Annotated in this window: 11 protein-coding genes and 1 riboswitch; of the genes, 2 read left to right on the top strand and 9 right to left on the bottom strand. The window is 75.4% G+C overall.

The annotated features are described in order from the left end of the window. Positions 1–81 precede the first annotated feature (81 nt). On the bottom strand, positions 82–1914 hold the full coding sequence (cobC, locus tag ACH4ZA_RS27195) for an Rv2231c family pyridoxal phosphate-dependent protein CobC (RefSeq protein ID WP_398432080.1): 1833 nt from the start codon (positions 1912–1914) through the stop codon (positions 82–84). A gap of 231 nt (positions 1915–2145) precedes the next feature. On the opposite strand from cobC, the gene ACH4ZA_RS27190 reads away from it, so the two are divergent. Beyond that, on the top strand, positions 2146–2874 hold the full coding sequence (locus ACH4ZA_RS27190) for a ZIP family metal transporter (RefSeq protein WP_398432079.1): 729 nt from the start codon (positions 2146–2148) through the stop codon (positions 2872–2874). An 83-nt stretch (positions 2875–2957) separates the two neighbouring features. Here ACH4ZA_RS27190 and ACH4ZA_RS27185 read toward each other — a convergent pair whose 3' ends face one another. The 8 genes from ACH4ZA_RS27185 to ACH4ZA_RS27150 all read right to left on the bottom strand — a co-directional run bounded on the left by ACH4ZA_RS27185 (position 2958) and on the right by ACH4ZA_RS27150 (position 11783). Beyond that, positions 2958–4484: a cobyrinate a,c-diamide synthase gene (locus ACH4ZA_RS27185; RefSeq protein ID WP_398432124.1), complete on the bottom strand. Its 1527-nt coding sequence runs from the start codon at positions 4482–4484 to the stop codon at positions 2958–2960. 7 nt (positions 4485–4491) lie between these two features. Next, positions 4492–5100, bottom strand: coding sequence for a cob(I)yrinic acid a,c-diamide adenosyltransferase (gene cobO / locus ACH4ZA_RS27180; protein WP_319282245.1), 609 nt, complete (start codon positions 5098–5100; stop codon positions 4492–4494). Next, positions 5100–7142, bottom strand: coding sequence for a putative cobaltochelatase (locus ACH4ZA_RS27175; protein WP_319282243.1), 2043 nt, complete (start codon positions 7140–7142; stop codon positions 5100–5102). The genes cobO and ACH4ZA_RS27175 overlap by 1 nt, the downstream gene beginning before the upstream one ends. Next, complete coding sequence (locus ACH4ZA_RS27170; RefSeq protein WP_398432078.1) at positions 7139–7315, bottom strand: hypothetical protein; 177 nt, start codon at positions 7313–7315, stop codon at positions 7139–7141. Before ACH4ZA_RS27170 ends, ACH4ZA_RS27175 begins: the two co-directional genes overlap by 4 nt. Then, the gene (locus ACH4ZA_RS27165; protein WP_398432077.1) at positions 7312–8844 is read right to left on the bottom strand and encodes a cobyric acid synthase; all 1533 of its coding nucleotides are present in this window, start codon (positions 8842–8844) and stop codon (positions 7312–7314) included. Before ACH4ZA_RS27165 ends, ACH4ZA_RS27170 begins: the two co-directional genes overlap by 4 nt. Next, entirely contained in the window at positions 8841–9785 is a 945-nt protein-coding gene (locus tag ACH4ZA_RS27160) for a cobalamin biosynthesis protein (RefSeq protein ID WP_398432076.1), read from the bottom strand. The genes ACH4ZA_RS27165 and ACH4ZA_RS27160 overlap by 4 nt, the downstream gene beginning before the upstream one ends. A 119-nt stretch (positions 9786–9904) precedes the next feature. After that, positions 9905–9980, bottom strand: a riboswitch (cobalamin riboswitch). Between the two features lie 293 nt (positions 9981–10273). Further along, complete coding sequence (locus tag ACH4ZA_RS27155; RefSeq protein ID WP_057581292.1) at positions 10274–10495, bottom strand: hypothetical protein; 222 nt, start codon at positions 10493–10495, stop codon at positions 10274–10276. 34 nt (positions 10496–10529) lie between these two features. Next, positions 10530–11783 carry an inorganic phosphate transporter gene (locus ACH4ZA_RS27150; protein ID WP_319282234.1) on the bottom strand — a complete coding sequence of 418 codons (1254 nt, stop codon included), beginning with the start codon at positions 11781–11783 and terminating at the stop codon, positions 10530–10532. A 161-nt stretch (positions 11784–11944) separates the two neighbouring features. Between ACH4ZA_RS27150 and ACH4ZA_RS27145 the strand changes: the two genes are divergently transcribed. After that, positions 11945–12643, top strand: coding sequence for a class II aldolase/adducin family protein (locus ACH4ZA_RS27145; protein WP_319282232.1), 699 nt, complete (start codon positions 11945–11947; stop codon positions 12641–12643). Positions 12644–12666: the final 23 nt, after the last annotated feature.

Genomic DNA, 12666 nt, shown 5'->3' with positions numbered 1-12666 from the left:
GGACGGGCGAGACAGGCGGGACGGAGGGCAGCACCCGCGTCCCCCCTCGCGATGCCCCCGTGTTCCGTGCCTCGCGTGGCGTCAGTCGCGCGTCAGCGCCAGGGCCTGGTCCAGGGCCTGGAGGAAACGGTTCACCGTCACCCGGTCCCGTACCGCCAGCCGCAGCCACTCCTCGTCCAGCCCGGGGAAGGTGTCCCCGCGCCGGACCGCGTACCCCAGGACCCGCAGCTGACGGCGGACCGCGGCCGCCCGCGGCAGCCGGACGAGCACGAAGGGACCCTGGGCCGGCCCCGCCACCCTCAGTCCGTCCGAGGCGAACTCCTCGAGTCCGGCGACGAGATGGGCCCGGTCCGCGGCGATGCGGTGCGCGGCGTGCGCGGCCTCCGCCAGCGCCTGCGGTTCCACGCACGCCTGCGCGGCGGCCAGCGCCGGCGTGGACACCGGCCACAGCGGCTGCGCCCGCTCCAGCGCGGCTGTCGTCTCCGGCGCCGCGAGGACGTAACCGATCCGCAGCCCCGCGAGCCCCCAGGTCTTGGTGAGGCTGCGCAGCACCACCAGGCCCGGCACGTCCGTCCGTCCGGCGAGAGCCTCCCGTTCGCCCGGCACCGCGTCCATGAACGCCTCGTCGACCACGAGCGTCCGTCCGTCCCGCGCCAGCCGCCGGAGCGTGTCCGCGGGGTGCAGCACCGAGGTGGGGTTCGTCGGATTGCCCACCACCACGAGGTCGGCGTCGTCGGGAACGGCCGCCGGGTCCAGCCGGAAGCCGTCCCGCGCGCTCAGCAGCACCCGGCCCACCTGGTGCCCGGCGTCGCGCAGTGCCGCCTCCGGCTCGGTGAACTGCGGATGCACGACCACCGGCCGCCGTACCCGCAGGGCCCGTGCCAGCAGCACGAAGGCCTCGGCCGCGCCCGCCGTCAGCAGCACCCGCTCCACGGGCAGCCCGTGCCGCGCCGCCACGGCCGCCCGCGCGGCACGTCCGTCGGGATACGCGGCGAGGCCGCCCAGGGACGCGGCGACGCGCTCGCGCAGCCAGCGCGGAGGAGTGTCCGCGCGGACGTTCACGGCGAGGTCGACCAGGGCCGCGCCGTCGTCCCGCGTCTCGGCGTCGCCGTGATGGCGCAGGTCGTGGGCGCCGTCAGATCGCCCGGTCGGGCCGTCGGCGTGCTCGTCGGCTTGTCCGTCGGCGTGTCCGTCAGTGTGCATGGGAGTGCGCGTTTCCCTGTCCGTGAGGGTGATGCCCGGGTGGGGGATGTCCGTGCGGGTGGCGCTCGCCGCGGCGACCGGCGGCGGGCGGACAGCGGCCGTGGCCGCCGGGAGGGGCGGGTACGGGCGTCGTGCGGCGGTGCCGGGGGCGGCGGGGCCGTCGCGGTCACCGCTGACGCCGGGACGGGCGGCGGTCCCCGGCCCGCCGGCGTCGTCCGCGGGCGCGTGGGCGGTTCCGGGCGGCGTGGCCGGCGGTGCCGACGGGTCCGTCCGGCGCGCGACGGCGCACGTCGCCCTCGCGGGGGTTCCGGCCGACCTGCGCTTGGGCACCACGAGCTCACCGCCTCCGGCCAGCGCGGCCGCCTCCGCCACCGACGCGGTGCCCAGGGCGGCGAGCGGCGCGTCGGAGGGGTGGGGCACCGCCACACCGGCCAGCTCCCGCGCGGAGTACGTCACCACGGGCACGCCGAGCCGCCGGGCGGCCTCCACGAGGCCCGGTTCGCCGGCCCTGACGTCCACGGTGGCGAGCTCGGCGAGATCGCGCACGGACCGTCCCGCCTCCCCCAACGCGCTCTCCACCAGCTCGAGCACCTCGGCGGCGGGAACGCCCGTGGACGCCCCGACCCCGACGACGAGGGACGCCGCAGGGTCCCCGCCCACGGCGCCGGACGTCATGGGGGAGTGCCCCGGGCCGGCGGCGGCGTCGGTCATGCGGGCACGTCCTCTCTCCGCCGGCTGTGCGGTTCCGGCGGGCTCAACGGGTTCAACGGGTTCAGGGTGCAGCGGGTTCAGCGTTCAGCGGGTTCGGCGTTCACGGCGGCTTCGGCGGTGGTCTCTGCGGCTCCGGCGGGTTCGCAGTCCCCGGAACCTCATCCGGTCTTCGCGCCGTCGGGCCGTGGCGCGGATGTGCGCGATCGGGGGTCGATCGGATAGCAAGGGGGCATGGCGGTCTTCGTCGCGCTCGGCGCGTTCCTCATGACGCTGGCCGGCGGCTGGACGGCACAGCGCGTGACCGACCGCCGCCACCTCGTGCTGGGCCTGGCCGGCGGCCTGATGCTGGGCGTGGTCGGCCTGGACCTGCTGCCGGAGGCCCTCGACGCGGCCGGCGCCGAGGTCTTCGGCGTTCCGGCCGCACTGCTGCTCTTCGTGGCCGGGTTCCTGCTGGCCCATCTGGTGGAACGGCTGCTCGCGGCGCGCCAGGCCGCGCACGGCGCGGAGGAGGCGAACCTGCGCGCGCCCGAGGTGGGCCTCACGGCCGCCGCCGCGATGGTCGGCCACAGCGCGATGGACGGCGTGGCGATCGGCGCGGCCTTCCAGGTGGACGGCGGCATGGGGGCCGCCGTGGCGCTCGCGGTCATCGCCCACGACTTCGCGGACGGCTTCAACACGTACACGATCACGAGCCTCTACGGGAACGCCCGCCGCAAGGCCCAGGCCATGCTGGTCGCGGACGCGGCGGCCCCGATCGCGGGCGCGGCCTCGACGTCCTTCGTCACCATCCCGGAGCAGGTGCTCGGCGGCTATCTCGGGTTCTTCGGCGGCGCGCTGCTGTACCTGGCGGCCGCCGAGATCCTCCCCGAGGCCCACCACGAGCACCCGGCCCGCTCGACCGTGCTGTGCACGATCGCGGGCGCGGCCTTCATCTGGCTGGTGGTCGGCCTGGCGTCCTGAGAGCCCGTGCACGCGCGCGGGGAGGGCTCCGGTCACGGCCCGCGGTGCCGGCCCCCGGGCGGCCCGCACGGCCGGCCCTGCGCTCATGACGTCCGGCACCTCTCCACGAACCGGCGCACCACGCCCGGCTCGGACGCCCAGTGCGTGTGCAGATAGCTCGCGTGCACACCCCGCTCCACGAACCCCTCGAGCCGCCGCTGCGGGGTCCGCAACCCCCACGCGGGGGTCGCGCCCGCGCCGGGCTCCACGACGGTCCGGTGGAACTCGTGGCCCCGCATCCGGGTCCCGGTCACGGCCAGCGCGCTGTCGCTCACGGCGACCGCGTCCCGGTATCCGAGCGTGAGGCGTCCGCTCATCCGCGCCGTCGCGTCGAGCACCCCGCACATGGGCTGCCCGTCCAGCTCGCGGCACAGATAGAGCAGCCCCGCGCACTCGGCGGCGACGGGCGCCCCCTGGTCCACGAGGGCCGCCACCGCCTTGCGCAGCGGCTCGTTCGCGGACAGCTCGGCCGCGTACACCTCGGGGAACCCGCCCCCGACGACCAGCCCGGCGGTTCCTTCTGGCAGTTGTTCCTCCCGCAGCGGATCGAAGGGGACGACGTCGGCGCCGGCGGCGGTGAGCAGCTCGGCGTGCTCGGCGTAGGAGAAGGTGAACGCGGAGCCGCCCGCGACGGCGACCACGGGCCGCGCCGGGCCGCCGGGCCGCGGCCGGCGGACGTCGGACCGCGGGTCCCGGACATCGAGGGCCGGTGCGCCGTGGGCCGGTGCGTCGGCCTGGGCGTCGATTGCCGGTGCGTCGAGAGTCGGTGCGGGCACGGCACGCAGGGCGTCGGCCGCGTCCCACTGCGCGCAGAACAGGTCTCCCGCACCGCGCGCCAGCGCGAGCAGCGCCTCGAGGTCGCACCCCTGCGCCACCTGCGCCGCCATGGCCGCGACGGAGTCCACCGCCTCGGACCGCCGTTCGGCGACCGGCACCAGCCCGAGGTGCCGGGACGGCGTGTCGACCCGCGGCGCCCGCCGCACCACGCCCAGCACCGGAGTCCCGGCCGACTCCAGCGCGTCCCGCAGCAGTTCCTCGTGCCGGTCGGAGGCGACCTTGTTGAGGATCACGCCCCCGACCCGCACCTGCGGGTCCCAGGACACGAACCCGTGCACCAGCGCCGCCACCGACCGGGACTGCGACGAGGCGTCGACCACGAGCACCACCGGCGCCCGCAGCAGCTTCGCCACCTGGGCGGTGGAGGCCAGTTCGCCCTCTCCCGCGGCCCCGTCGTACATCCCCATCACGCCCTCGACGATCGCCAGGTCGCAGCCGCGCGCACCGTGCGCGAACAGCGGGCCGACCAGCTCCGGCCCGCACAGGTACGCGTCGAGGTTGCGGCCCACCCGCCCGGTCGCCAGCGAGTGGTACCCGGGGTCGATGTAGTCCGGTCCCACCTTGTGCGGGGACACGGCGAGCCCGCGCGCGGCGAACGCGGCCATCAGCCCCGTCGCGACGGTCGTCTTGCCGCTGCCCGAGGAGGGCGCGGCGATGACGAGCCGGGGCACGGAGCACGAGGCCGGGGACGCCGGTGGCGGGGGCGCGGACGGCGTCGCGGCGGGGGGAGTCAGCACGGCGTCACCACTCGATGCCCCTCTGCCCCTTCTGCCCCGCGTCCATCGGGTGCTTGACCTTGGACATGTCGGTGACCAGGTCGGCGAAGTCCACGAGCTTCCCGGGCGCGTTGCGGCCGGTGATGACGACGTGCTGCGTCCCGGGCCTCTCCCGCAGCACCGAGATCACCTCGTCGACGTCGATCCACCCCCAGTGCAGCGGGTAGGCGAACTCGTCGAGCACGTACAGCTTGTACGCCTCGGCGGCGAGGTCCCGCTTGACCTGCTCCCAGCCCTCGCGGGCCTTCTCCTCGTTGCTGGAGTTGTCCCCCTGGAGGTCGCGCTGCACCCACGACCAGCCCTCGCCCATCTTGTGCCAGTCGACGGAGCCGCCCTGCCCGGACGCCCCCAGCACCCGCAGCGCGTTCTCCTCGCCGACCTTCCACTTCGCCGACTTGACGAACTGGAACACCCCGATCGGCCACCCCTGGTTCCAGGCCCGCAGTGCGAGCCCGAAGGCGGCGGTCGACTTCCCCTTGCCGACGCCCGTGTGCACCATGACGAGCGCCCGGTTGCGGCGCTGACGCGTCGTCAGTCCGTCGTCCGGCACGACACTCGGCTGTCCCTGCGGCATTAAGCGGCCCTCCTCGAAGTCCCCTGCACGTTCTTCACCAGTCCCGCGATGGAGTCCGCCCGCAGCTCGTCCAGCGTGACGGCGGTTCCCCCCAGCTCCGCGGCGAGCTCCCCGGCGAGCCCGAGCCGTACCGGCCCCGACTCGCAGTCCACGACCACGCTCGCCACGCCCTCGGCGGCGAACAGCCGGGCCGCCCGCCCGGCCGTCGCGACCGGCTCCGGGCCCCCGGTCGCCCGTCCGTCCGTCACCACGACGACCAGCGCCCGCCGTGCCGGATCCCGCAGCCGCTCCACGCGCAGCACGTCGTGCGCCCGCAGCAGCCCGGCGGCCAGCGGCGTGCGCCCGCCGGTGGGCAGCGACTCCAGGCGCACGGCGGCCGCGTCCACCGACGAGGTGGGCGGCAGCGCGACGTCCGCGCCCGCACCCCGGAAGGTGACGAGTCCGACCTTGTCCCGCCGCTGGTACGCGTCGAGCAGCAGCGAGAGCACCGCGCCCTTGACCGCGCCCATCCGCTGCCGGGCCGCCATCGATCCCGAGGCGTCCACCACGAACAGCACGAGGTTCCCCTCGCGCCCCTCCCGGACCGCCTGCCGCAGATCGTCGCGCCGCACCACCAGCCCCGGCCCGGACCGTCCCCGGGCCCGCTGGTGCGGGGCGGCCGCGTGCACCGTCGCCGCCAGATGCAGCTTGGTCAGGGCGCCCCGGGGGCGCCGCGCGCCCGTGGTCCGGCCGTGCTCGGTGCGTGCCCGCGACCGCCGCCCGGCGGCGCCCTCGCCGATGCCGGGCACGCTCAGCGTCTTCGTGCGGAAGGGCTCGGCGGCCCGCACGGGGGACTGCTCCCCGGAGCCCGGGCCGCCCGGCTGCGGCGGCGCGTCGCCCTGCGGCGGCACGGCGGCGTCGCCCGCCGTGTCGTGGGCCGTGTCGCCGGACTGCGGAGGCAGGCCGCCCCCGCCGTCGGGGCCGCCCTCGGGACCGCCGTCGGGGCCGCCCTCGGGGCCCTCCGGACCGGGGTCGGGGTCCTCCTCGTCCGAGCCGCCGAACTCCTCCAGCGTCTCGTCGAGCTTGTCCTCGTCGAGGCCGGGCGCGTCGAAGGGGTTGCGCCGCCTGCGGTGCGGCAGCGCGAGCAGCGCCGCCTGCCGTACGTCCTCCGCGAGCACGTCGGTCCGTCCGGCCCACGCGGCCAGCGCCGTCGCCGTGCGCGCCATGACGATGTCGGCGCGCATGCCGTCCACCTCGAACGCGGCACAGGTCGCCGCGATCTGCCGCAGCGCCGCGTCGCCCAGCCGCACCGAGGGCAGCAGTTCGCGCGCGGCCGCGATCCGGCCGCGCACGGCGGCCTCCTCGTCGGCCCAGCGCGCGGCGAACGCCTCGGGGTCGTCGTCGTGCGCGAGCCGCCGCCGCACCACCTCCACCCGCTGGTCGGGCTCGCGCGAGGCCGCCACCTCCACCGTCAGCCCGAACCGGTCGAGCAACTGCGGCCGCAGCTCGCCCTCCTCGGGGTTCATGGTGCCGACGAGCAGGAACCGTGCCGCGTGCCGTACGGAGACGCCCTCGCGCTCGACGTACGAGGCGCCCATCGCGGCCGCGTCCAGCAGCAGGTCGACCAGATGGTCGTGGAGGAGGTTGACCTCGTCGACGTAGAGGATGCCCCGGTGCGCGTCGGCGAGGAGCCCCGGCTCGAAGGCCTTCACGCCCTCCGCCAGCGCCCGTTCGATGTCCAGCGCGCCCACCAGCCGGTCCTCGGAGGCGCCGACCGGCAGCTCCACCATCCGCGCCGGGCGCGTCTCGGACGCCCCCGGCTCGTGCGGTCCGTCCGGGCAGCCGGGGTCGGGCGAGGCCGGGTCGCAGGAGAACCGGCAGCCGGTCACCGCCTCCAGGGCCGGCATGAGCGCCGACAGCGCCCTTACCGCCGTCGACTTGGCCGTGCCCTTCTCGCCGCGCACCAGCACACCGCCCACCGCCGGCGACACGGCGTTCAGCAGCAGCGCGAGCCGCAGGTCGTCCTGGCCGACGACGGCCGTGAACGGGAAAGGAGTACTCACTTCTCGTTGCCTTCCAACTCGCCCTCCGGCGCGGGACGGACGTCCCGCGGCCGTTCGCTGGTGCCGCGCCGGGCCCGGGGGCCGGACTCCCCGGTGAACGGGACGCCGCCGGCCGACGGCGAAGGCCCGGCGATCGTGCGGGTGCCCGACCGGGTGCCGGACCGGGCGCTCATGCGGGCGCTCCTGGGGGAACGAACGGCAGCCCCCGCGGCGCGCCCGACTCGATCAGCCGCCAGAGCGCGTCGGTGTCCGCGTGCTCCTCGATCAGGTCGCCGAGCCGGTCCAGCTGCTCCTCGCGCAGTGCGGCGAACGAGGTGTCGGGAGCGGGCACGAAACGCCGGCCCGCGGCCGCGGCCACCTCGCGCAGGAAGGCACGCCGGAACCCGTCCGACTCCAGTGAGCCGTGCCAGTGCGTGCCCCACACCTGCCCGACCCGGCAGCCGTCCAGGGGGTTTCCGCGGTCGTCGCGCAGGAACGCCTCGCCGCCGTCCACGGTGGCCACCCCGTGATGGATCTCGTACCCCTCGACGGACTCGCCGAGGGCTTCGCCCACCGGGCGGGTGAGGGTCTTCTCCGGGGCGAACCGCACCCGCACGGGGAGCAGTCCGAGCCCGTCGACCCGGCCGAGCCGGCTCTCGACGTCGTCCTCGATCCGCGCGCCGAGGATCTGGTAGCCCCCGCAGACGCCGAGGACGGGCCGCTGCTCGGCGGCCCTGCGCACCAGCGCGTCGGCCAGCCCGCGCTCGCGCAGCCACTGGAGCGCCCGCACGGTGCCCCGGGTCCCCGGCACGACGACCAGGTCGGCGTCGGCCAGTTCCTCGGGCCGGTCGACGAACCGCACGACGACGCCGGGCTCGGCGGCCAGCGCGTCCACGTCGGTGAAGTTGGACATCAGCGGGACCGCGCAGACGGCGACCCGCAGCACGTCCTCGCCGACCGGCGGGGCGGTGTTCGACTCCCGCACGGTTCCCCGCAGCGAGACCCGCAGCCCGTCCTCCTCGTCGATCCCGAGCCCGTGCCGGAACGGCAGCACCCCGTACGTCCGCCGCCCGGTGAGCCCGTGCAGCATGTCCAGACCCGGCTCCAGCAGGGAGACGTCCCCCCGGAACTTGTTGACGAGGAACCCGGCGACCAGTTCCTGGTCCTCGGGCGACAGCAGGGCCACGGTGCCGAAGAACGACGCGAAGACCCCGCCGCGGTCGATGTCGCCGACGACGAGCACGGGCAGCCGCGCGCTGCGCGCGATCCCCATGTTCACGATGTCGGTCCGCCGCAGGTTGATCTCGGCGGGACTGCCCGCCCCCTCACAGATCACCGCGTCATACGTGCCCCGCAACTCGGCGAGACAGTCGACAACGGTGCCGAGGAGTCTTTGCTGCCGCCCTCCGTGATAGCCGCGGGCGCTCATCTCGCCCACCGGCCGGCCCAACAGCACGACCTGGCTGCTGCGTTCCCCGCCCGGCTTGAGCAGCACCGGGTTCATCAGCGCGGTCGGCTCCACCCGGCAGGCCTGCGCCTGCATGGCCTGCGCCCGTCCGATCTCGGCGCCCTCCCGCGTCACGAACGAGTTGAGGGACATGTTCTGCGCCTTGAACGGGGCGACCTTGACGCCCTGTCGCACCAGCCACCGGCAGATCCCCGCGGTGACGACGCTCTTGCCGGCGTCGGAGGTCGTGCCGGCGACGAGGAGCCCTCCGCTCATGACTGACGTCCCTTCGCGACCAGGCGCGCGGCGACGGTGACGCCGAGCGCGAGCAGACCGACGCGGCGGGAGAGCCGCGCGGCGCGTTCGATGTCGTGCACGGCGACGGCCCGTCCGGCCGCCCCGTTGAGCACCGGCCGGTGCTCGACCCGCCCGCCGTAGGACAGGGTCCCGCCCAGCCGCAGGCCGAGCGCGCCCGCAAAAGACGCCTCCACGGGGCCCGCGTTGGGGCTCGGGTGACGGTGGGCGTCGGCACGCCACGCGCGCAGCGCGCCGCGCGGGTCGTCCCCCGCCGCGGCGGCCAGCACGGCCGTCAGCCGCGCCCCCGGCCACCCGGCGAGGTCGTCGAGCCGGGCGGCGGCCCAGCCGAAGCGCAGGTACCTCGGCGAGCGGTGACCGACCATCGCGTCAAGGGTGTTGACGGCCCGGAACCCGGCCAGTCCCGGCACGCCGCCCACGGCGCCCCACACCAGCGCCCCGACGACGGCGTCGGAGGTGTTCTCGGCGACGGACTCCACGACGGCCCGGGCGATCCCGTCGGCGTCCAGCGCCTGCGGATCCCGCCCGCACAGATGCGGCAGCCGTTCGCGGGCCGCCTCGACGTCCCCCGCCTCCAGGGCCCGCCCGATCGCGCGGGCCTCGCGGACGAGCGAACTGCCCCCGACGACGGCCCAGGTGGCGGCGGCGGTCAGGGCGACGGAGGCGGCGGGGGAGCGGCGCACACCCCGCGAGGCGGCGGCCCCCAGGGCGACGGCGCCGCCCGCGCACACCACGGTGTGCAGGGCGCCCCATGCCCGGTGGTCCCGCCACAGCAGCCGTTCGACGGCGCCCGCGGCCCGCCCGAACACGGCGACCGGATGCCCGCGGCGGGGGTCGCCGAGGAGCAGGTCGCCGAGCAGGCCGGCGGCGGCGCCGTACGCGTGGACGCGCTCGGCACCCATCGGGTCAGCCGGCTGTGGGGGCGGGGATCGGCTCGGTGGTGACGCTCGGTCGGCAGCCGCACATGGCAGAGGTCCTCACTCAGGGTGTCCGCGCCCTGGTTCGACGAGACCGGCGGCGAGAGTTCCTGGCTCCCGGGGGGTTTCCTCCCCGGTGACAGTGGCGGGACCGCGCCGGACTCGCACCGGCTTCCTCTTCTGCCGCCGTACATGGCCCGGGCAGTCCACCACGGGCCCGGAAGGGCCGTCAACTTGCTGTTGACCTGCGGGGGGAGGATGTGCAGAACCCCACACGGCGGGGCCTGCGGGGTCCGGGAACGGGGCGCGGAGCGCGCGGACGGGAACGGGGTGCGCGGACGGGGATGCGCGGACGAGGGTGCGCGGACGGAGGTACGCGAACGGGGTGCGGGACGGCGATCCGTCCCGCACCCCGCAGAGGTCCACGACCGTCGACCGTCGAGGACGGTCCGTCGGACGTTCGCCGCGACGCGTCAGACCACGATCAGCGAGATGCCGTAGGCCACCGCCGCCGCGCAGGCGGCGAAGCACGCGTACGCGCCCGTCACCGCGAGGGCGGCCGAACCGCCCTCGGCCGTCGCGCGTTCCCTGCGCGACAGGCCCATGACTCCGAGGGTGAACAGGGCGACGAGGCCCACGGTGACCACGAGGCTGACGCCGAACACGGAGCCCAGGGCTGCCCAGTCGATCTTCATGCCGGTTCTCTTCCTTCGTTCCGGTGGCGCGGGCTCAGACGGCCGCGGCCGGGGGAGCGGCGGGGGCGGTCGGCGCGGCAGGCGCCGGGATGGTCGCCGTCAGGTCCGTCGTGACGTCCTCGGCCGGCGTGCCCGTGGGCGGCGGCGCGACCATGGCGATGGCCGTGGTGATCACACCGGCCGGCTCCTCGGACTCGTTGACGTTCGACGCGTCGACGACCTCACGCCGGGAGATCTTCCAGATGGCCGCGCTGGAGGCGATCAGGAAGACGGCGACCACCGCCGTGCCCCAGTCGCCGAGCCCGGTGACCGACTCGGCGAGCGCGCCGACCAGGGCCGCGGCCGGCAGGGTCAGACCCCAGGCGACGAACATGCGGGTCGCCGTCGACCACCGGACCACGCCGCCCTTGCGGCCCAGCCCCGCGCCCATCACCGCACCGGAGACCGAATGCGTGGTGGAGAGCGAGAAGCCGAGGTGCGAGGAGGCCAGGATGACGGTCGCGGCACTGGTCTGGGCCGCGAAACCCTGCTGCGGCTGGAGGTCGGTCAGCCCCTTGCCCATCGTGCGGATGATGCGCCAGCCGCCGAGGTAGGTGCCGAGTGCGATGGCCAGACCGGCCGAGAGGATGACCCAGGTGGGCGGGTCGGAGTCGGGGGCCACGGCGCCGCCGGCGACCAGCGCCAGGGTGATGATGCCCATCGTCTTCTGGGCGTCGTTGGTGCCGTGGGCGAGGGAGACCAGACCGGCCGAGGCGATCTGGCCCGCGCGATAGCCCTTGTCCGCCGCCTTGCCGTCGGCCTTGCGGCCCAGCGTGTAGGACAGGCGGGTGGCGAGCATCGCCGCGACGCCCGCGACGATCGGGGCGGCGACCGCCGGCAGCAGCACCTTGGTGACCAGCACGTCGCCGTGCACCGCGCCCGTGCCGGCCGAGGCGATGGTGGCGCCGATCAGACCGCCCATGAGGGCGTGCGAGGAGCTGGAGGGCAGACCCACCAGCCAGGTCAGCAGATTCCAGAGGATCGCGCCGACCAGGGCGGCGAAGATGACCTCGGGACGGATGCCGGTCTCGTCGACGAGACCTTTGGAGATCGTGTTGGCGACCTCCACCGAGAGGAAGGCTCCCACAAGGTTCAGCACGGCGGACATGGCCACCGCGACCTTGGGCTTGAGTGCACCGGTCGAGATGGTCGTGGCCATCGCGTTGGCGGTGTCGTGAAAACCGTTCGTGAAATCAAACGCAAGTGCGGTTACCACCACAATCGCGAGGATCAGCGAGAAGTTTTCCATTTACCCAGGCAATCGTTCGAAGTCATTGGCTGATTGACCGTAGGCAACCTGGGTGAACGGAAGATGAACTGAGGCGGGCGTCACGGTGTCCGGATGACGCGGTTGCGGTATCGCTCGCGCGCGGGGCGCCGGCCCCCGGGAGCGCCTGGCAGGATCGCGGCATGGCTGAGCATCGAGGCGAGCGTCCGGACGTCCGGCGGCGGGGGCGGCAGGCCTCCCCCGAGGAGGCGCGGGCCTGGGCGGAGCTGGTGGCGGCCGCCCGCCGAACGGTCGCCGAAGGGCTGGTCGTCGGCACCTCGGGCAACGTCTCGGTGCGCGTCGGCGACACCGTGCTCGTGACCCCGTCCGGCGTGCCCTACGACCGGCTCGCCCCGCACGACGTCACGGGTGTCGACCTCACCGGCCGGCAGGTCCTCGGGGCCCTCGTCCCCACCAGCGAACTGCCCATGCACCTGGCCGTCTACCGGGCCACCGACGCCGGGGCGATCGTGCACACCCACGCCGTGCACGCCACGGCGGTCTCCACCCTCGTCGACGAGCTCCCCCTCGTCCACTACATGGCCGCCGCGCTCGGCGGACCCGTGCGCGTCGCGCCCTACGCCGCGTACGGCACCGACGAGCTGGCCGCGCACACGCTCCGGGCCCTGGAGGGACGGTCCGGCTGCCTGCTGCGCAACCACGGCACCCTGACCCACGGCACCGGCCTCGACCAGGCGTACGACCGCACGGCCCAGCTGGAGTGGATGTGCCGCCTGTGGCTGACCGCCTCCTCGGTGCCCGGCCGCACGCCCGCACTCCTGACGGAGGAACAGGTCGCGCAGGTGGGGGAGCGCCTGCGGGGTTACGGACAGCCGGGCTGACGGCCCGCGCGCTCCCGCACGCG

It is taken from the genome of Streptomyces sp. NPDC020597, from assembly GCF_044335095.1.
Lineage (GTDB): Bacteria > Actinomycetota > Actinomycetes > Streptomycetales > Streptomycetaceae > Streptomyces.
Note: the sequence above shows the minus strand (reverse complement) of the source record. Positions and strands in the feature narration are given on the sequence as shown.